General features: G+C 67.2%; 12 protein-coding genes. All 12 read right to left on the minus strand.

The window, feature by feature from the left end; all coding sequences use genetic code 11:
• Positions 1–8: 8 nt before the first annotated feature.
• On the minus strand, positions 9–1,553 hold the full coding sequence (locus ACIG5A_RS43885; RefSeq protein WP_397251680.1) for an acyl-CoA carboxylase subunit beta: 1,545 nt from the start codon (positions 1,551–1,553) through the stop codon (positions 9–11).
• Between the two features lie 76 nt (positions 1,554–1,629).
• Positions 1,630–6,927, minus strand: a complete 5,298-nt coding sequence (gene pks13 / locus ACIG5A_RS43890) for a polyketide synthase Pks13 (protein ID WP_397251682.1) — start codon at positions 6,925–6,927, stop codon at positions 1,630–1,632.
• Between the two features lie 110 nt (positions 6,928–7,037).
• A complete protein-coding gene (gene fadD32, locus ACIG5A_RS43895) occupies positions 7,038–8,948 on the minus strand; it encodes a long-chain-fatty-acid--AMP ligase FadD32 (protein WP_397251685.1) in 1,911 nt (636 codons plus the stop codon).
• Between the two features lie 268 nt (positions 8,949–9,216).
• Positions 9,217–10,260 (minus strand): LLM class F420-dependent oxidoreductase, encoded by a 1,044-nt coding sequence (locus ACIG5A_RS43900; RefSeq protein WP_397251688.1) that lies wholly within the window; start codon positions 10,258–10,260, stop codon positions 9,217–9,219.
• 230 nt (positions 10,261–10,490) lie between these two features.
• Positions 10,491–11,471: a cutinase family protein gene (locus ACIG5A_RS43905; RefSeq protein ID WP_397251690.1), complete on the minus strand. Its 981-nt coding sequence runs from the start codon at positions 11,469–11,471 to the stop codon at positions 10,491–10,493.
• Positions 11,471–11,995: a DUF732 domain-containing protein gene (locus ACIG5A_RS43910; RefSeq protein WP_397251692.1), complete on the minus strand. Its 525-nt coding sequence runs from the start codon at positions 11,993–11,995 to the stop codon at positions 11,471–11,473. Before ACIG5A_RS43910 ends, ACIG5A_RS43905 begins: the two co-directional genes overlap by 1 nt.
• A gap of 110 nt (positions 11,996–12,105) precedes the next feature.
• Entirely contained in the window at positions 12,106–13,965 is a 1,860-nt protein-coding gene (locus ACIG5A_RS43915; protein ID WP_397251694.1) for an alpha/beta hydrolase-fold protein, read from the minus strand.
• A 286-nt stretch (positions 13,966–14,251) separates the two neighbouring features.
• The gene (locus ACIG5A_RS43920; RefSeq protein WP_397251696.1) at positions 14,252–15,259 is read right to left on the minus strand and encodes an alpha/beta hydrolase; all 1,008 of its coding nucleotides are present in this window, start codon (positions 15,257–15,259) and stop codon (positions 14,252–14,254) included.
• A 351-nt stretch (positions 15,260–15,610) separates the two neighbouring features.
• Positions 15,611–16,612: an alpha/beta hydrolase gene (locus tag ACIG5A_RS43925; RefSeq protein WP_397251698.1), complete on the minus strand. Its 1,002-nt coding sequence runs from the start codon at positions 16,610–16,612 to the stop codon at positions 15,611–15,613.
• A gap of 239 nt (positions 16,613–16,851) precedes the next feature.
• Positions 16,852–17,931, minus strand: coding sequence for an alpha/beta hydrolase (locus ACIG5A_RS43930; RefSeq protein ID WP_397251700.1), 1,080 nt, complete (start codon positions 17,929–17,931; stop codon positions 16,852–16,854).
• Positions 17,932–18,231: 300 nt separating this feature from the next.
• On the minus strand, positions 18,232–19,296 hold the full coding sequence (locus tag ACIG5A_RS43935) for an alpha/beta hydrolase (RefSeq protein ID WP_397251702.1): 1,065 nt from the start codon (positions 19,294–19,296) through the stop codon (positions 18,232–18,234).
• Positions 19,297–19,571: 275 nt separating this feature from the next.
• Positions 19,572–21,548: a flagellar motor control protein ZomB gene (gene zomB / locus ACIG5A_RS43940; RefSeq protein WP_397251704.1), complete on the minus strand. Its 1,977-nt coding sequence runs from the start codon at positions 21,546–21,548 to the stop codon at positions 19,572–19,574.
• Positions 21,549–21,552 lie beyond the last annotated feature (4 nt).

Below are 21,552 nucleotides of genomic sequence, written 5' to 3' on the forward strand. Positions count from 1 at the left end.
TCGGGGGTCTACAGCGGGAGCAGGTGGTGTTTGCGCGGATTGCGGGCGAGTTTCTTGTCGCGCAACAGCTGTAGGGCTCGGCGCAATTCGAGGCGGGTGGTCGACGGCTCGATGACCGCGTCGATATAGCCGCGCTCGGCCGCCACCCACGGCGTCGCCATGGTGGCGTTGTAGAAGTCGATCATCTGCTGGCGCATGGCGGCTCGCTGTTCCTCCGGCGCCGCCTCGAGCTGCTTGCCGCCGATCAGGCTGACCGCGCTCTCGGCGCCCATCACCGCGATCCGCGCGGTGGGCCAGGCCAGGTTCACGTCGGCCCCGAGCTGTTTGGAACCCATCACCGCGTAGCCGCCGCCGTACGACTTGCGGATCACCACGGTCACTTTCGGCACGGTGGCCTCGACGAACGAGAACAGGAACCGGCCACCGCGCTTGATGACGCCGATCTTCTCCTGTTCCACCCCGGGTAGGAAGCCCGGTGTGTCGACCACGAACACCAGCGGGACCTCGAACGCGTCGCAGAGCCGCACGAAATGCGCCGCCTTGTCCGATGCCCTGGCGTCGAGCGCGCCCGCGTAGACCATCGGCTGATTGGCGACCACGCCGACGCTGCGGCCGTCCACCCTGGCGAACCCGGTGATGATATTGCGCCCCGCCGACGCACCCACCTCGTGGAAATCGCCGTCGTCGAAGATGCGCAACAGGATGTCGTGCATGTCGTAGCCCGCGTTGTCCGCATCGGGGACAAGCGAATTCAGTTCCAGATCGGATTCGGTGATGCCCGGCTCCAGGCCGGGATTCACGATCGGCGGTAACTCCTGGCAGCTGGTCGGCAGGAAGCCGAGGTAGGCGCGGACCCATTCGAAGGCGGCCTGCTCGTCCTTGGCGACGTGGTGGATGTTGCCGTACTCCGCCTGGCTCTGCGCGCCGCCGAGCTCCTCGAGGCTGACGTCCTCGCCGGTGACCTCGCGAATCACCTTGGGGCCCGTCACGAACATGTACGCCTCTTCGGTCGCCACCACCACATCGGTGTTGATCGGGGCGTACACCGCGCCACCGGCGCACTTGCCGAGGATCATCGAAATCTGCGGCACCAGACCGGATAGCGGCTCCTGGCGACGGCCGAGTTCGGCGTACCAGGCGAGCGAGGTCACCGCCTCCTGCACGCGGGCGCCGCCGGAATCGTTGATGCCGACCACCGGGCAGCCGACGCGCGCCGCGTACTCCATGATGTAGGCGACCTTGCGGCCGAACATCTCACCGACCGACCCGCCGTACACGGTCTGATCGTGCGAGAACACGGCCACCGGCCTGCCCTCCACGAGGCCATGCCCGGTGACGACACCGTCGCCGTAGAGCGCGGCCGCGTCACCGGGTTTGCGCACCAGGGCGCCGATTTCGACGAAGGAGCCCGGATCCAACAGCATGTTGATCCGGTCGCGAGCGCTGGGAATACCCTTCTTGGCCCGCTTGGCCACCCCCGCCTCCCCCGCCGGTTCCTGTGCCAGCTGTAGTCGCTGGCGCAGGTCGGCGAGTTTGTCGGCGGTCGTAGTCACAGCGATACCTCGCTTGCGCTAGGCACCACTGCACCCAAGGGTGCTGTGCGGATGGGTCGCTCGCTGCGCTCCCTCACTAGGCCCCTTTCGCCTCGATCTCCGCCAACTTGGCGGTCAGGTCTGCGCCGATCTTGCCGATGCGCGGCTCGTCGATGATCTGCAAATGGTCACCCGGGATGTGGACGATCTCCAAGTTCGGAATGAACTCGTCCCAGCCGCCGTCGGGCCGCCGGTCGGCGAAGCGCGGTTCCAGTTCGATCGCGCCGTCGTGGTAGCGGTCGGCGAGATAGAGCACGACGCCACCCTCGTAGCGGCTCGGCTTGACCTGCTGCAGCGCCCGGTTCTCGATCCACGAGGTGCGCTGATGCTCGAGCACACCGCCCGGAATCTTCGCGCCGCTCATCTTGATCAGATCACCGATCATCTTGAACTGCTCCGCGTCGTCGGCCGCGGCCAACGTCTCCAACTGCTCACGATCCAACTCACCCTGGACACCGTAGGTCTTCTTGGCGAAGGCCTGGTAGCGCTCGATGCGCCGGATGCGCTCCTCGGGGCTGTTGTCCTCGTCCTCGACCGTTCTGGCCAGGTCGATCAGCCCGACCATCCGGACGTCGGCACCCTCGGCCCGCAACAGCTGCCCGACCTGCAGCGCGAGCACCGCGCCCAGCGACCAGCCGTACAGCACGTACGGGCCGTCACCCTGGATCTTGCGCAGCTCGGGCAGGTACTGGCGAGCACGCTCCTCGATGGAGCCCTCGACGCGCTCGATGCCGTACATCGGGGTATCGGCGGGCAACCGCTTCAGCAGCGGCTCGTACACCAGGGTGTTGCCGCCTGCCGGATGGAAGACGAAAACGGGTGTGGCGGTAGAGCCTTCGGGGCGAACACGCAGCGGCCGGACGAAACCGTCGATCTCGGCGCTGCTGTCCTGCTGATTGCGCACGATCTCGGCGAGCTCTTCGATGGTCTCCGAATCGAGGACATCCTCGACGGTGATTTCCGCGCCGACGCGCTCGGTGAGGCGCGCCGCCAGCTTCTCGGCGACCTCCTCCTCGAGGATCGGCAGGTTGTCGAAGATGCCGCCCGCCGACTTTCCGGTGACGACCGCCCAGCTGGCGAAGGTCAGTCGCTCGGCGGCGTCGCGCGGCGGCACATTTTCTTCGCTGTCCGACGACTGGCCGCCGAAGGCGGGCGTAGCGGGTGCAGCCGCTGGCTTGGCCCGCGGAACAACCTCGGCGGCAACAGACTTCGGCGCAGCGGTAACCGGCACGGCCGCAGCTTGCCCCTCCGCAACCGGATCAGCTTCGGCCGCAACGGTTTCCGTCGAGCCCCCCGCGGCTTCCTGCACCGCGGCAGCCGGATCCTGCCCGGCCGCGAGCGCCGCACGCGCGGCGGTGACGAAGTCCCCATCGGCGCCGAGCTCGCCCGCCTCGCCCGAGGCCTGCTTGTCCGCCATCGCCTGCATCTCCTCGCGATGCTCGACGGCGTAGTGCAGTACCTTGGCGACCTCGTTCAGGTTCGCGTCGCGCACCGCCTGGATCTGCAGCTGCGGGATATCGAATTCGTACTCGACCCGGTTCTTGATCCGCATGGCCATCAGCGAGTCGAGGCCGAGCTCCATCAGCGGGATCTCCATCGGCAGATCCTCTACCGCGTAGCCCATGGACTCGGCGACGATCAGCCCGAGCCGATCCTCGAGCGTCTGCGTGCCGTTCGGATCCCAACGGTCACCGAAGGATTCGACGACCGCGACCTCGGCGGTCGCGGTGCCCTCCGCCGCGGCGGCCGGGACCGCCTCGGCAGCGACGGGTGTCGGCAGCGGCGCACCGGAGACGACGACGGCGTCGAAGATCAGCCGGAAGGCATCGCCCTCCTTGGCGTGCACCTGCACCGAGGCGCCACCGGGATGCTGGGTCAGCGTGGTGGTCAGCGTGCCGACGGCCGGAATACCGGCGTGCGGAATCGACGCGCCCACCGAAACGTCACTGAGCACCTGTGCCGCAGCGGAATTCACCAGCGCGGTCAGATCGGTGACGGCCGAGGCCTGCACCTCCCACACGTGCCGCCCGTCCGGCAGCGCGACGTGCGCGCCGGGCACCCGGCCGCTGCCGGTACCGGCGGACAGGCTGACCTTCGGCCAGAACTCCTTGCGCAGGAACGTGGTTCGCGGAATATCGGCGTACTCGCCCGGACCGGACAGCGAGGGCAGGTCGACCTTGTGCCCGTGCACGTACAGCTGGGCCAGCGCACCGATGACGCCGCCCGCCTCGTCTTCCTTGCGCTTGAGCGTCGGAATCAGCTGCGCGTCGTGCAGTCCGGCCGCGAAGGTGGTGCCGAGCACCTGCATCAGCGCGACGGAATTCGCCGAAAGTTCCAGGAAGGTGGTGTGTCCGGCGTTCACCGCCTGCTTCACCGCATTGGTGAAGTACACGGCGTGGCGCATGTTCTTGACCCAGTAGTCCTCGGTGTGGATCGGGCCGTCGCCGGGGCGGTAGAACTCTTCCTTGTTCACCGTCGAGTACAGGCCGACCTTCAGCTTGGTCGGTTCGAGGCCGGCCAGTTCCGCGGCGAGCTCGCCGAGCAGCGGATCCATCTGCGAGGTGTGGCCCGCGCCGCGGGTCGGCAGCACGCGGGCGAATTTGCCCGCCGCCTCGACCTTCGCCACGATCGCCGCGACCTGCTCCTGCGGGCCGCCGATGACCGTATTGGTCGGCGCGGCGTACACGGCGCACTCCACGTCGGGGTAGTCGACGAGCATTGCCGCGACATCCTCGGCGCCGAGTTCGACGAGCGCCATATTGCGCACATCGTCGTCGGTGATCATGGCCTCGCCCTCGCCCATCAGGCGCGAGCGTGCGCAGATCACCCGGACCGCGTCCTCGAGCGGCAGCGCGCCCGCGATGTAGGCACCGGCGACCTCGCCGACCGAATGCCCGACCACCGCGTCCGGTTCGGCACCGTGCGCGCGCAGCAGCGCGGCCAGGCCGATCTGGATGGTGAAGTTGCCGACCTGGGAGGTGCCGACGTCGTAGTCCTGGGCGTCGTCGAGGAACATGTCCCTGATCGAGTAGCCCGCCTCGTCCTGCACCAGCTCGTCGACCTGATCGACGACCTTCGCGAAGATCGAGTTCTCCAGGTAGAGCTGCTTGCCCATCTTGCGGTGTTGCGCACCGAAACCGGAGAGCACCCAGACCGGGCCCACCGCGGCCGGAGCGTCCGCGGTGAAGACACCGGTGCCCGGCTTACCCGCGGCGATCGCGCGCAGACCGGCGACCGCTTCCTCGTGCGTCTTGGCGACGACCACACCGCGCGAGCGCCAGTGGCTGCGCTTGGCCAGCGACCGCGCCACATCGGCGAGCGGTACGTCGCGGCCCGCCTCGGACTCCAGCCAGTCGGCCAGTTCGGTGGCGGCCCTGCGGCGGCGCGAGGGCAGGTAGCCCGAGACCGCGATGATCACCGGCAGCGGCTCGGCCCGCTCGGCGGTCCACTCGGCCTGCTCGGCGGTATCCGCCTCGGCGACAACGGCTTCCGCCTCCGCCACGACATCGGTCGTCTCGACGTCATCGGCATCGGCGTCGGCATCGGCCGGCGCGGGCGCAACGGCCTCGACCGGGGTCGGCACGTACTCCTGCAGCACCACGTGCGCGTTGGTACCGCCGAAGCCGAAGCCGGAGATGCCGACGGTCGCGGTGCCGCTGTAGCGCGGGAACTCGGTCGCCTGCTCGACGACCTTCAGATGCGCCTGCTCGAACGGGATGTACGGGCTCGGCAGGGTGAAGTTGATATTCGGCGGGATGACGCCGTGCTGGAACGCCATCACCACCTTGGCCAGGCTGGCCGCGCCCGCACCGGATTCCAGGTGGCCGAAGTTGGTCTTCGCCGAACCGAGCAGCGCGGGCTTGTCCTCGTCGCGGCCGCGGCCGACGACCCTGGCCAGCGCGTCGGCCTCGATCGGATCGCCGATCGGGGTACCGGTGCCGTGCGCCTCGATGTAGTCGACGCTCGATGGCTTGATGCCCGCGTCACGGTAGGCGCGGCGCAGCACATCGGCCTGCGCGTCCGGATTCGGCGCGAGCAGGCCGTTGGACCTGCCGTCGTTGTTGACCGCGGAACCCTTGACCACGGCCAGGATTCGGTCACCGTCGCGCTCGGCGTCGGCGAGGCGCTTGAGCACGACGAGACCGGCGCCCTCGGAGCGCACCATGCCGTCGGCGTCCGCGGAGAACGCCTTGATCCTGCCGTTCTTGGCGACGCCGCCACCCTGATCGAAACCGAGGGTGACCATCGGGGCGAGCATCATGTTCACGCCGCCGGCCAGCGCCAGATCGGCATCGCCCTCGCGCAGCGCGCGCACGGCCTGATGCACCGCGACCATCGTGGACGAGCACGCGGTGTCGACGGTGACCGACGGGCCGCGGAAGTCGAAGAAGTAGGAGATACGGTTGGCGATGATGCCGTTCGAACTACCCATGATCCCGTAGGCCCTGGCCGAGGCCGGAACATTCGGGTCGGGACCCTCGCCGAGTCCGAGCGCGGAGACCAGCATGAAGTCGCTGGTGGACGAGCCGACGAACATGCCGACGGCCTGCCCCTTGAGCTCGCTCGCCGGAATCCTGGCGTGCTCCAACGCTTCCCAGGTCAGCTCCATCATCAGGCGCTGCTGCGGATCGACCCGCTCGACCTCGATCGGCGACATCGCGAAGAACTCCGCGTCGAAGCCCTTGACCACGTCCTGGTCCAGATAGCCGCCGAGGGTGTTGCCCTCGGCAACGGCCTTCGCCACCTCGGGCTCGCCGAGGAACTCCGCCCACCGGCCCTCCGGCCGCTCGCGGATACCGTCACCGCGGTTGATCAGGAATTCCCAGGTGGATTCGGGGGTATCGCCCGCACCGGGCAGCCTGGTCGACATGCCGACGATCGCGATATCGTGCGCCTCGCCCGGGACGTAGCCCGCGTAGAAGGCGTCGTCCGCGGACTCCTCCGGCACCTCGGGCTCACCGTTGATGATCCGCTCGGCCAGCGCCGCGATGGTCGGGTGCTGGTAGGCGACGGTCGCCGTCAGCACGACACCGGTGACGTCCTCGATATCGCCGCCGAGCGCGAGCAGATCGCGCGAGGCCAGGCCGAATTCCTCCATCGGCCGGTCGACGGTGATCTTGTCGACCGACTGACCTGTCGCGTCGGCGACCCAGTTGCGCAGCCACTCTCGCAGTTCGGCCACCGATATATCAGTGGTCGCACCGGTTTTCAGCGCGTCGTTGCCGACCATGAACTCGGCGAGCGCGCCGGCGTCGGACGGCTGCGCACTCACAGCGGCATCCGCGGCGGCGGGAACGATCTCGGTGGTCTGGGGCGTGCCCTCGTTGTCAGCCATCAATCCTCAAGCTACCTGTCTGCGTACCGGGCGCGCCGCGGAACTGACGCTCGGCGGTGGGGGTGTCGGCGCCGAGCGTCGTCGATCGGGCCGCCGTGCCACCTTGGTGGTTACTCGTCGGGTGCGTCAGGGAATGCCTGCTGGGTGTAACCGCCCCGCAGCGTCCCCTCTAGATAAGCAGTCTTGCAGGCGCGGCGAGCGATCTTGCCGCTGGAGGTCCGCGGGATCGAGCCCGCGGGGACAAGCAGCACGTCGCGCACCGTGACACCGTGGCGCGAGGACACCGCCGCGCGCACCGCGTCGGCGATGGGCAGCGGATCCGCCTTGCCCGCGCCGGGGCCGCGCTCGCCGACGATGACGAGCTGTTCGGAGGCGTCGTCGGCGTCGAACTTCAGGCCGGAGTGGCTGCCCTGTTCGAAGACCTCGGCGGGCAGCTGGTTCGCGGGCACCGAGAACGCGGCGACGAATCCGGGTCTGAGCGCCTTGCTCGCTTCCTGCGCCGAGAACTCCAGGTCCTGCGGGTAGTGGTTGCGACCGTCGACGATCACCAGGTCCTTGACGCGGCCGGTGATGTAGAGCTCGCCTTCGAAGTACACGCCGTAGTCGCCGGTACGCATCCAATTGGCATCGGGCGCAGTGCCTTCCGCATGGCTGCCCGCGGCGATGCGGTGCTCGATGCGGTTCTGGAAGGTCTTGGTGGTCTCGTCGGGGCGGCCCCAGTAGCCGATGCCCATGTTGTTGCCGTGCAGCCAGATCTCGCCGACCCGGCCGTCTTCCTGTTCGCGACCGCCCTGCTCGATCGAGTCGGGATCGACGATCGCGGCCCACTGCGACATCGCGACATACCCGCAGGACACCTGGGCGATGGCGCTGTCGGAGTGCTGCTCGACCCTGACCATGCGGCCCGCGTTGAGCTCGTGCCGGTCGACGTAGACGACCTTGGCCTCGTCCTCGTGCTTGGTCGCCGAGACGAACAGCGTCGCCTCCGCCATGCCATAGCAGGGCTTGATCGCGGTCTTGGGCAGGCCGTACGGCGCGAACGCCTCGTTGAACTTCTTCATCGACGAGGTGGTCACCGGCTCGCTGCCGTTGATCAGGCCGATGACGTTCGACAGGTCGAGCGATTCGCCCGCCTTCGGCAGGCCACGCGCCGCGGCGTGCTCGAACGCGAAGTTCGGTGCGGCGGCGAAGGTTCCGGCGCCGTCGGAGACCGCGGCCAGTTCCTTGATCCAGCGGTACGGGCGGCGCACGAACGCGCTCGGCGACATGATGGTGATGTATTTGCCGCCGACCGCAGGCAGGATCACCGTCAGCAGGCCCATGTCGTGGAACAGCGGCAGCCAGGTGACGCCGCGCGAGTTCCAGTCCAGGTTGATCGCCTCGACCATCTGCAGCAGGTTGGTGCCGACGGCGCGGTGGGTGATCTCGACGCCGGCGGGCACTCGGGTCGAGCCCGAGGTGTACTGCAGGTAGGCGATGTCGTCGACCACGATGTCGGGGCGGACCCAGGTGTCGCCGACGCTGTCCGGGATCGCGTCCACCGCGATGATGCGCGGACGCTGCGCGGCGGGCTGCGAGCGGAAGAACTGGCGCACACCCGCCGCGGAGGAGCTCGCGGTGAGGATGGCCGACGGCTCGCAGTCGCCGAGCACGGCGTGCAGGCGATCGGTGTGGCCGGGCTCGTCCGGATCGAACAGCGGCACCGAGATGGTGCCCGCGTAGATCGCGGCGAAGAAGGAGATCACGTAGTCCAGGCCCTGCGGCGCGAGGATCGCGACCCGGTCGCCCGGGTTGGTCACCTGCTGCAGACGAGCGGCCACCGCGCGCAGCCGGGTACCGAACTCACGCCACGTCAGCTCCTGCGCCTCGCCGTCGCGCTCCCGCGAGTAGTCGATGTAGCGGTACGCCAGGGTGTTCGCGTCGTTCCGGGTGTGCTTCTCGACGTGATCGACCAGGGTGCGACCCTCGGGAATATGGATGTTCCCGGTTTCGTCCAGGTAGTCGTCGAAAGTCTCTTCCATTCCTTCTTCTCCTCCGAGGCACACGCAGCAAGACGGCGACATCGCCGCTGTTACCTGTGAGGCCCCGACTCGCTATCGCCCGCGGGTGTGCCCTGCCATGCAAGAGCAGGCCTGCAGATTAATGCGGTCTGCGCGGTGACCGCTATCGGCTAGATGTTCTCAAACCAGAGTCATGTTACAGAGGAGCGTGGCCCCGGCTCCACCTCGCTGGCGCTCGGCTCCGCCGTGCCCGCTGGCGCTGTGTTTTCGGTTCACTCGCTGCGCTCGCTCACGCATCCCTCAGCAGTGGAATAACGCCCGCAAAAGCGTCCATCTGCGTGGGGAACACCCCGACATAGGACATCGACGTGAGTTGCCGCACACGACGGATGTGGTCGGCGATCTCCTCGAATGATCCGATGGCGACGTAGGGCGAATCGAGGATGTCCTCGACCGAGAGCTTCACGTCGACCTCGAGCAGCGGTGAAAGCCCCCTATCCAACGCGGACAGCGCCATCTCGGCGGTCTTCTCCCGGTCGTCGGTGATGACGACGGCGGTGATCGCCCAGTTCAGCTCGATCTCGGCGAAGCGGTCACCCGCGGCCTCCTTGATCAGCTCGACCTTTTCGATCGCCTTCTCCAAGGTGATGCCGGACAGCTTGCCCTTGCCCTCCTTGGTGGTGACCGGAACGACCGAGATGATGTCGGCGTGTTTGGCCGCAAGGCGCAGCATCTTCGGGCCGCCGCCACCGGTGCAGATCGGCGGGCGCGGACCCTGCCGCGGCCGCGGCGTGCCCTTGATGCCGTGCACCTGGTAGTGCTTGCCGTCGAAGTTGCACTCCTGGCCGCGCAGCAGCACATCCAGGATCGTCAGCGCCTCGTCGAGCTTCTCCAGCCGGACGCCGGGCGAATCATAGGCAATGCCCGCACCTTCGAATTCGTCCTGCTTCCAACCGGCGCCGAGGCCGACCTCGAGCCGCCCCTTGGACAGCACGTCGATGGTGGCCAGATCCTTGGCGAGCACCACGGGATGCCGGAAAGGGTTGGCCAGCACCGAGGTTCCGAGCCGGATCCGCTCGGTGGCCTGGGTCAGCGCGCCGAGCGCGGCGATCGGGCCGATCTGATCGCCGAGGTGATCGGGCACGACGAAGGTGTCGTAGCCGTACTCCTCCGCGGTCTGCGCGGTCTGGATGAACTTGCGGGCACCGCCCTCCTGCTTGTTCCCCTCCCCCGATGCGGCGAATCGGAACGGGCGCAACGGAGTCCCGAGTGCGGTCAACGCAGCATCCGCTTCACGGCTCGCCGTGGGGGCCGGTGCGGCGGCTTCTGTCATGAACTCATGCTCCTGGATGTAAGGAAGTTGCCTCTGCGACACCTCGCCCGTCGGGTGAGCGCGGTCGCGATCATCAGCGCACTTTACAGCGTGTGGGAGAAAACGAGTGAGGTTGTCGCAGCACTCTGGGCTCGGGCACGTCCGGTACGGGGTGCTTGTGCACCTTCGGAGGGCCGGTGACGAGTGCTACGCAGGGTAAACACGGAGAAAGTCACCAAAACTGTTCAGGTTTACGAGTGCTTGGGGTGCGGCGCTCCATCGATCAGGCCGTTGGCCCAGTTCGCGGTCCACTGCGTCGACGTGGTGCCGTCGGGATCGACGACGTAGCCGTTGTACAGCGCGTGCACCGGATTGCCCGCCGCACGCACCAGCGACATCAGCGAACCCATGATGTTGAACGGGTTCATCGCCTCACGCGGTGCGTCACAGATCAAATCGCCTGGCGCGCAAATGGTGTACGTGCGGTTGGCCAGCACGCCGAAGCCGCCGGGGCGCGGACCCGTCATGGTGATGCCCGGCACGTTCAGCCCCTTCAGTGCCACCTCCGCACCGACACCGGGCGGCGGCGGTCCGACCTGCTGCGCCTGGCCCGGTCCGGTATCACCGGTACGGCGCCCATCCGAAATGAGCATCACGCCGAGCACCAGATCCGGGCGCACCGGACCCTTGTTCGCACCGATATCCGCGGCCACGTCACCGGCGATCACCGCGCCCTGGGAGAAACCGGCGATCACGTAGGAGGTGAGCGGACATTCCTTGGTGCGCCTGGCCATTTCGTCGACCATGCGCCGCGCGCCCTCGGTGCGGCTGTTGTTGTAGGACTGCTGGCCGTCCGGCGGTATCGCGATCGGATTGGAGAACTGCGCGACATACGGCACGGTGAAGACGTCGAGCCGCTGGTCCGAGAAGCGCTCGCGGATCGGGTTGGAGACGTTGAGCATCAGCGACGCCGGATTCGCGGCCGGATTGCGCGGGTCATCGCCGCTGTTCGATTCCCAGGTGCCCGGCACCGAGATCATCTCCACGTCCGGGCACCACGCGGGCTGCGAGGTGGGCACCTCGGGCGGCACGGGCGGCTTCGGCGGCCGCAGCCTGCCCGCGAGCAGGTACCACAGCAGGATCACGATGACGACGATCAGCGCGACGATCGCCAGGAAGATCAGGCACCCCGCCGGACGTGACCGGCGGGGTCTCGAACCGCGGCGGACCATCACTGGCAGTACGTCGACTTAGCGGCGTCGATGTAGATCTTGCCCGCCTTCTCCACCGGCATCTTGGCCGGATCGAAGGACGGATCCGAACCCGCCATCGCGTTGACGAACGGGGTGATCTCCTCGTCCTTCGCGCCCGCGGCCTGGCTCTGGCAGACGTAGGTTGCCACGCTCAGCGCGATATCCGGGCTGTTGACGGTGATGCCCTGTGCCTTCAGCGCGTCGAGGAACTTCTTGTCCTTGTCGGTCAGCTTCGAGCTGTCCGACGGCGGAGCGGCGTTGGTCGGCACCGGCTGCGGGCGCTCCGGCGCCACCGTGCTCGGCGGCGCCGCCTCGGGCGCGGGTGCGGGGGCGCCTGCGTCACCCGATGTCGACGACGAGGTCGGCGCTTGCGTCGCTGTCGTGGTGTTGGTCAGCGTCGGCTTGCTCGATGCGGTCGAATCATTGCCACCGCACGCGGCGAGCAGTCCGGTGGCGGCGATCGCCACGGCTACGCCGAGTACCTTTCCACGGGTCCGATGCATGAAAATATGTCCTCAGATCTTGTTCCAGGGGCAAAGTCGCCACCCAGGCTAGCGGCAAACGTTAAGCGAGCGGTGGCAGCGAGCAAACAGACCGGTGTGAATCTTTCTGGTCAGTGCACCTCTGCCTTCCCGTCGCGCACGATGATGAATCCGGCCTGGAAATTCTGCTGCACTCCACCGGCGATGGGGAATTCGTCGCTGATCGGATATCCCAGCCTGCCGTTCTCGAAACCGGTGTCCTTCCAGGTATCCATGATCACGCCGGAGCGCACCGCCCACGCGCCCGACAGCGGGCTCCAGTAGATGCTGCCGCCCTCGAAGCGCATGAACCGGCCGAGATCCTTCACCGCGAGCTCTTCCGACGCCGGGAAACCGAGCCAGCTGTTCTCGAAGCCCATCTGCGCGAACTTGCCGAGGATCAGCCCCTCCATCCGATGCGCGCCGGTCTTCTGGCTGTAGTAGATCGGGCCGTTCTCGAAGCCCTGCACCACACCGTCGCGATTGGGCGTCTTGGTTTCCGGGCCGGTGGGATAGCCGGCCGGACCGCGTTCGAAGCCCTGCCGTGCCCATTCGTCGCGGATCGCGCCGCGCACCACCTGCGCGCCGGTCTGCGGCGTCCAATAGAGCAGGCCGTTCTGGAAGGCCTGGAAGCGGCCGCGGCCGTCCGGCAGCCCGCGCTCCTCGCTGGTCGGCAGCCCGAGCACACCGGCGGGGCCCGCGGCGGCCTGGTAGCCACCGCCGATCATGCCCGCCACCGGATGCGCGCCGGTCGGCCCCGAGTAGAACACCCGGCCGCCCTTGAAGTCCTGTGCCACACCGCCGTTCACCTGGTACTCACCGGTCAGGCACTGGCCGAGCCAGCCGTTGCCCGCGACGAGCGCGCCGATCGCGCCGGTGACACCGCAGGCCTGCCCCGGGTCGACGCCGAGCGCGCCCGCGGCCTGCGCCCAGGACTGGCGCATCTCGAAATCCCAGTAGGGCCACGAATGTGTGCCGGAGGGGCGGTAATTCACCTGCGCCGGGATGGACAGCTTGCCCAATTTGGTGACGAAGTTCTGCGAGGTCAGCCGCGACAGGATCTCCAGGCCCATACCCGCGTAGTTGGTGCTGACACCGGGAATCCCGGAGGCCTGATCGAACGGCCCGTTCGCGCCGCTGCCGCTGGAAACGTAAAGGGTGATGCCCTTGAGCTTTTCGGCCAGCGCGTACGGATCGTGATCGGCCCACTCCTGGCTGCCGGGGGCGCCCCACATGGCCGAGGAATCGAAACCGCCCGCGTCACGCATGGCGAACTGGATCGCCTGCGGCATGCCGAGCGTGGTGGTGGTCAGGAAGCCGGAGTAGGAGGCGGCGTATTTGACGAAGTTGGGGTTGCGCGCGGCCAGGAACATGGCGGCCGTGCCGCCCATCGAAAGTCCCTCCATGCCACGCACATCCGTGGCGCGCCACTGGCTCTCCAGCAGCGGCGGCAGCTCCTTGGTGAGGAAGGTTTCCCACTTGTAGTTCTTGCCGTTGTTCGGTTGTAGCCAGTCGGAGTAGAAGCTGGACTGGCCGCCGATCGGCAGGACGACGGTGACGTTCTTGTCGGCGAAGAAATCGACCGCGCCCGCGTCCTTGGTCCAGCCGCTCTCGTCATCGGTCGCGCGTAGGCCGTCGAGCAGGAACAGCACCGGGAAACGACTGTCCGGGCGGGTATTCCAGTCCCTGGCCAGCAGCAGCTGCACCTGGACCGGCGCGCCCATGGACGGCGAGTTCACCCAGAGCGCGACCCGGCGATCGCCGAGCCACACCACCTTTTGCACGGTGGCCGCGGACGCGGCGACGGGTTCGTTCTCGGCGTGCGCTGTCAGCGGGGATAGGCCCCCGGCCAGCGGTAATGCCAGCGCCGTGGCCAGCACGAGTATCCGGGCGCGCGCCGATCCGGCCCGTCGCCCGGTTCTCCCCCATCTACCGCACGCTTTCCCTGCCACATGAGTTTTCTACTCCCGAACCCACCCAGTTCCTGGGAGGACACGCACGGTAACAGACCACCTGGTTGCCCCCGAGCATGTCCAACACACCGCGACAACTGATTTCGCGAGGACATGGGTAACTCATCGGGCACGCCCCGAACTCAACCAGGGCACTGACCGCCGGCCCGCAACGAAAGTCTCGCGGCTCTTACCAGTGCGCTGAATTCGCGGGGAGGCGGACGAGCCCAAACGCGACTCAGGCCGCACCAGAGTTGGTGCGGCCTGAGTTCTACGAGCTAGATGATCACCAGCCGCCGGTGGCGTCCAGGATCTGCTTGCGGGACTTGAAAAGCTCCTGCTCCCAGTACTTCCACGAGTGGGTGCCCGCGGCCGGGAAGTCGAACACGGCCGGGATGCCCAGCGAGTTCAGGCGCACCTGGAAGGCACGGGTGTTCACCAGCGACAGCGCTTCCAGACCCATCGCGGTGCCGGTGTTGAACACACCGACCGCCGAGTTCGGGCGATCGAATTCGCCGGGCAGGCCGTTGGCCGCCGAGATGTACATCGGCAGGCCGCGCAGCTGCGGCGCGAACACGAACGGGTCCATCCGCAGCCACTGCGGGCTCCACGGCGCGGCCATGGAGTCGACGTTGAAGCGGCCCGCGTCCAGCATCGCGAGGCGGATGGCCTCACGCATGCCCGGCGCGGAGATGTTCAGGTAGCCGGAGTACGACGCGGCGAACTTGAACTGGTCGCGGTGGTAGGCGGCCAGCGCCAGCGCGCCACTGCCACCCATCGACAGACCGGCGACCGCGTTGTTGGTGCGCGAGACGCCCCTGGTCTCCAGGTAGGCCGGGAGCTCCTTGGTCAGGAAGGTTTCCCACTTGTAGGTGGTCTTCTGACCGTTGGTGTTGCTCGGGGCGTACCAGTCGGCGTAGAAGCTCGACTGCCCGCCGACCGGCATGATCAGGCTGATGTTGTCGTTGCGGAACTGCTCGAGCGCGTTGGTCTCGAACGACCACGCGTTGCGGTCGTCGCGCGCACGCAGGCCGTCGAGCAGGTAGAGCGCCGCGTTGCCGCCGCGCGCGGCCCACTGCACCTGGACCTTGATCGGGCCCATGCTCGAGTTGACCATGATGTCTTCGAACACGCCGGGGTCGGCGGCGGCAAAGGTCGGCGCCGCCACTCCGGCGGCGATCGGTAGCGCTAGGACAGCGGCACCGACAGCCAGAATTCGTTTACGCCAACCGCGAGGTGCGCCTTGCCGGCCCGACCTGTTTCTACTCGGCGCGGCGGCCCTGCCGAAACGCATGAATCCTGCTCTCTTTCTGCTGTTGTGGTGCTTCCCCGCCCCGCGAGGGCAGGGCAACACCCGTGTTGCCAACGAGACGCACGGCATACCGCACCGGATCCCGACCTTCCGGCACATACGACGGCGCTACAACGATCTGGTCACACTTGCGCTCGCTGGACGATATTCGACCGGGGAAGCCTTAGCAAGGCCGAGGCAACCCGGTGGCCGAAATCCGCCCGTGGGCAAGATGTGATTCTGCGGTGACCTTAGCGCGTTCACTCGGTGATGTCGCCCCGGATGACGGATTTTCACTCCGCGAGACGGGATTTCGGCTATCCGGGTCAATCGGCGGGTAAGACCGGGTACGAGTCAGCCCAGGTGCGCACTCAGGTCGGGGAGCATCTTGAATACCTGGTCCTGCCAGTAATGCCAGCTGTGCACGCCGACCTCGGTGTAGTCGAACACCGCGTTGCAGGGGCCCATCGCCTCCATTCTGGCTTGGAAGGCGCGGGTATTGGCGAGCGCGATCGTCTCCAGCGCCATCGCGTTGCCCAGGTGATAGACGTCGATCGGCGCGTTGATCACATCACGTGGCCCGTTGACCCCGTTGCCGGTCGAGATCCACAGCCGAGTTCCGTTCTCGCGCAACAGCGGCGCGAACATGAACGGGTCGTTGCGCAGCCACTTCGGATCCCACGGCGGGCCCCACATGGCGTCGATGTTGAACCCGCCCGCGTCGAGCAGCGCCAGCCGCAGACCCTCGCGCATCCCCGGCGCGGAGATGTTGAGGTAGCCCGAATACGAACCGGCATAACGGAATTGGTCGGGATGATAGGCCGCCAGCGCCAGCGCCGCGCTGCCACCCATGGACAACCCGAACACGCCGTTGCCGTACGGGTTGAAGCCGAGCCGGTCGCGCATGGCCCAGCGCAGGTTCTCGGTGAGGAAGGTTTCCCACGCGTACGGCGTCTTCTGGCCGTTGGTGTTGCTCGGCGCGATCCAGTCCGAGTAGAAGCTGGACTGACCGCCGATCGGCATGACCACGTTGATGTTCCACTGCGGCAGCACACGGGAGATCTCGGTGTCGATCTCCCAGCCGCTGAGATCGTTGCGGGCGCGCAGGCCGTCGAGCGCGTAGACGACGCGGCGGGTGTTGCCGTCGATGGCGCGGAAGATGCGGGTCTTGATCGGGCCCATGCTGGAGTCGACCCAGAAGTCGTGGCCCGCCGGATTGAATCCGGCCGACGCGGGCGCGGTCAGGCCGACCGTCGCGACGCCGAGCGGTAGCGCGAGGGCAAACGCCAGTCCGGCGACCGATCGCCGCAGCCAGCGGCGTCCACATCCGTCCGTGCGCATTCCGCCAGTCCGCATCGACCCGACCTTTCACCCGTTCGATCACCGTTGACCGGAACGCCGTTTGCCTCAGCCTTGCTATGACACGGCGCTAACGCTTTCTATCGGTAGATATTCGAAGTCGAACCACGAGAAACGCACTGCGAGACCGGATCGTGATAGAAACCAGAGATTTGCCAGGTAAATGCGTAAGCGGTACTGACAAAAACGGACCGCCCAGTACCCCATGGGTACCGGGCGGTCCGTCACTCGAATCGCTAACCGATGTTCGCCGACATGTCGGGAATCATCCGGTAGGCCTCGTCCTGCCAGTTCGTCCACGCGTGCAGGCCGAACTGCGGGAACGAATAGACCACATTCTGCGCACCCAACGACAGCATCCGAAGTTGGAATGCGCGGGTATTCGCCAGCGCCAACGCCTCCAGCGGACCGCCCTTGACCAGTCGGTCGGCGGCGTCCAGCGGTGGAATGCTGAGGTCGTCGCCGCGCGGCAAGCCGCTGCCCGCGGCGACCCACAGCCTGGTGCCGTTCGCGATCAGCCGCGGCGCGAAGACGAACGGGTCCATCCGCAGCCACTGGGGGCCCCACGGCGGCGCCATCGAGTCCACGTTGTAGCCGCCCGCGTCGATCATCGCCCCGCGGATGGCCTCACGCATGCCGGGCGCGGAGATGTTCAGATAGCCCGAGTAGGACCCGGCGAAGCTGAACTGCTCCGGGTGGTAGGCCGCCAGGGTCAGTGCCGCGCTGCCGCCCATGGACAGGCCGAAGACGCCGTTGCGGTTCGAGCTGAAGCCGTACTTGCCACGCAGGTAGTCGGGCAGATTACCGGTCAGGAAGCTCTCCCACTGGTACCGGTAGCTCTTGCCGGGACCGGAGGACAGGACGTTCAGCCCGCCCGATCCGGACGATGAACCGGTACCCGCCGGGATGCCGAAGAACTCACTCGGCGCGTTCCAGTCGGCGTAGAAGCTGGACATGCCGCCGACCGGCATCACGACATTGATGTTCCAGTCCGCGAGCACCTGGGGGACGTTGGTCTCGATCTCCCAGCCGTTCAGATTCTCCGGCGCGCGCATGCCATCGAGCACGTAGGCGACACGATTGGTGTTGCCGTCCCTGGCGCGCAGCACCCGAACCTTGATCGGCCCCATACCGGACTGGACGAAATTGTCCTCGATCGCCGGATCGAACGCTGCCGATGCGACCGGTCCGTCGCCGAGCACAGTGATCCCGAGCGGTAGCAACATGGCCAGCGCGATCCCCAATGCCGATCGCTTCACCCATGATCCCGAGGCCGCTGATCTGCCTGGCCTACGTTTCCCGCGCGCAATTCGCATCAACTCGACCTTTCGTTCGGGCGACCGGGTCGGCAAATTTCTAGCGATCTTCACCGGCCCCCTCATCGGGCACCAAGACTCGACATCCGCCAAGTACGGACGAATCGACCTGTGTGCATGCTGTTCGTGTATCAATCGGAAACGAATGCTTATATGTTGCTGGAAAGTGACCCATGCCACAACTACCGCACGGGTCTCGCCACACATTCGTTGTCGAACCGCACTCGGACGAGCCGCAGGTGAACATGAAAAAACCGCCCGGTGCGCGTACGCACCGGGCGGTTCTTCGGTTCGGAAAGATCAGCCGATGTTGGCCGAGAGATCCGGGATCATCCGGTAGACCTCGCCCGCCCAGTTGTTCCAGTTGTGGATGCCGACGGGCGGGAAGTCGTAGGTGACGTTGTTCGCGCCGAGGGTCAGCATCCTGACCTGGAAGGCGCGGGTGTTGGCCAGCGCGAGCGCCTCCAGCGGCACACCCTGGATGATGTCCATCGGCGCCACCGCGTCCTGTGCGGCGGGCAGCGCGCTACCCGCGGCGATCCACAGGCGGGTGTTGTTCGCCTTCAGTCGCGGCGCGAACACGAACGGATCCATCCGCAGCCAGGCCGGGCCCCACGGCGGCGCCATCGCGTCGATGTTGTAGCCGCCCGCGCTCAGCATGGCGACGCGCAGCGCCTCACGCATGCCGGGCGCGGAGATGTTCAGGTAGCCCGAGTAGGAACCGGCGTAGCTGAACTGATCCGGGTGATAGGCCGCCAAGGTGATCGCCGCGCTGCCGCCCATGGACAGGCCGAATACGCCGTTGCGGCTCGGGCTGAAGCCCAGCCGGTCGCGCAGCGCGTTGCGCAGGTTCTGGGTGATGAAGGTTTCCCACTTGTAGGTGCTGACCTTGCCGACCGTCTCGTTCCAGCCCGACGATCCGGTCATCGCCGAACCCGACGAGGAACCCGAGGGGCCGGAGCCGGTGGGAATGCCCAGGAAGGTGCTCGGCGCGTTCCAGTCCGCGTAGAAGCTGGACGGGCCGCCGACCGGCATTACGACGTTGATGTTCGCCGCGGTGAGCGCGTTGGCGACGTCGGTCTCGATTTCCCAGCCGTTGAGGTCGCCGCGGGCGCGCATGCCGTCGAGCGCGTAGACGACGCGGTTGGTGTTGCCGTCCGCCGCGCGGAAGATCCGCGACTTGATCGGGCCCATGCTGGAATCGACCCAGAAGTCGAACGCCGACGGGTTGAACGCCGCCGAAGCGGTTGCCGCGGGACCTGCTACCGACGCCCCGAGCGGGAGCACGATCGCCAGCGAAAGCAGCATGGACCGCTTGAGCCAGCCGGCTCTTAGCGACTTCGGACGCGCGAACACGCTCCTCATCAGGTTTAAGCCTTTCCTCGTGCGGCATACCCGGCCGCGTCTAACGGACCGCCGACGGCATCCAGCACAAAATGGCGCCCCGGCGGGCGTACCTCAGCACCCTAACCTGCCATCGATGCCCATGCGTTATCAAACCGAGACAATGCGGTGTACGACACTCTTGCGCTTTAGTTGTGCGCAACCGCTGGGACAGGGAGCGATCCAGGAGACGACTGAGCCCCAGCGTCATCAGCGAGACGGCTGGGGCTCAGCGGGTTCTCCGTGGCCGGTGTGACTCAGCGCGGTGGCAGCACCGGCGGCGGCGCCTGCGGATACGGGTCGACCAGATCGCAGCGCTGGATCTCGTACTTCGGCACCCGATCGATGCGGTACTTGGCGAAGGTCAGCGCGTTCTTGAAGTTGTGCCGGAAGCGCTCGAAGGTGAGCGGATCGCGGTAGGAGATCATCAGCGCCTGGGTGCCCGGGCATCCCATCGCGGTGCGCGCCTGGGCGACCCACTTCTCGTCCAGGTAGAACGGCATCCACGGCTTCTTGTCCACCATGCCGGTGTCGACGATGACCCAGTCCGGGTAGAGGTTCTTGTCGTGCCCGATCCGGCCGTCGGTGAGCCGCTCGGTGTGCGCGGCCAGCGGATAGGCCAGGCCCATCTGGTCGATGACCCGCACGTTCAGCGGCACGTTCATGCTCGTCATGCCCAGGTTCAGGAAGAAGACCGTGTGCCCGGAGCCGCCGGCCTGGATGGGCAGCGGCGGCGGCGCGACGTACCAGAACATGTACGACGGCGAGTTGAGCAGCAGGCCGCCGTTGGGCGTCTCGGCGATGTCGTTGACCATCGCGCGGATGCGCGGGTAGTCCAGGTAGTCCTCGGCCAGGATCGGATGATCGTGGCCGGTGTTGAGCACGTAGTAGACCCGCTCGTCGACGATGCCGGTCGAGGTGATCTTGGTGCCGCTCTTGATGGCCGTGGTGTTCGCCGCGAACAGCGCCCAGCCGATGGTGCCGAGCAGTGCGAACAGGATGATCGCGAAGGACCAGTCCGCCGCGGTTCCGGCGCGCAGCTGACCGCGCAGCAGGAATCCCGGCACCCGGACCGGCACCACCGCGACCGGAAGCAGCAGCAGGAACAGCTGCGGCAGCAGCATCCGGCCGTGCATGAAGTCGCCGCCGACGCGCAGCGCGTAGACGGTGAGCAGGAAACCGCTGCCGAGCATCAGCGTGACCACCGCGCTCGGTGACCGCAGCCAATCCAGCACCCGGCGCACCGACCAGCGCGGCTTTTCGGCCTCACCGTTCGCGGTTGCCTTGGCCGCCTTGGCATCCAGGCTGGCCCGGCCGGCGACGACGCCCGCGGCGAGCAGCACGAGCAGCGGCACCCACAGGTAGTACGGCCCGACCAGATCCCAGAGGTAGGTGAAGCCCTGGCTCCACTTGGCGCCGCCCGCGTCCTTGGCGACCGCGGTGTTCGGATAGGGCAGGCCGTAGTAGCCCATCCGCCAGATCTGATAGAGCACCGGCACGCCGCCCGCCACCGCGACGATCAAGGCGCGCAGCAGGATCGGGTGCAGCCTGGTCTGCGGCATCGGCGCGAGGAAGACCATGAGCAGGGCGAGCCCGCCGACCACGATCATCTCGGGCCGGATGAGCGGCGCGAGCCCGGCGAAGAACACCAGCCCGAACAGTCCGGGCAGCCGGACCCGATCGGCCTGGCTCCAGCGCATCAGCAGGTACCAGAGCACCGCGATCCAGCAGATGACCAGACCGCTCTCCAGACCGGAGGACGCGTAATCACGCGCGGGCGGAACGGCGATGTAGACGAGCACGCCCGCGGGCAGCAGCAGCGCGGACTTGGTGCCGCCCCACAACCGCGCGGAACCGAGCATCGCGAAGACGATCGCGGCCATCGACACCGTCAGCGCGACGCCGAGCACCACGTACTCGAGCCGCGCCTGGGTCAGCCAGCTGAAGAACCAGACCAGATAGGTCCACGCGGTGCTGGTGTTGGTCTCGACGCGCTCGCCCTCGTTGAAGACGGGACCGTTGCCCGCCATCAGGTTTCGGACCGTGCGCAGCACGATCAGGCCGTCGTCGGCGATCCAGCGCCGTTGCCAGGCGCCGATCCAGAACAGGACGACGGTCAGTGCCACCCCACCGACGAACGTGGTCCGGGATAGCAGCGCGAACCGCGAAGCACGAGCCGGCTGCTCGGCCGGCTCGTCGGACGCGTATTCCGTTGGCTCTCCCGCTACCAACATCTCG

Source organism: Nocardia sp. NPDC052566, assembly GCF_044547285.1.
GTDB lineage: Bacteria > Actinomycetota > Actinomycetes > Mycobacteriales > Mycobacteriaceae > Nocardia.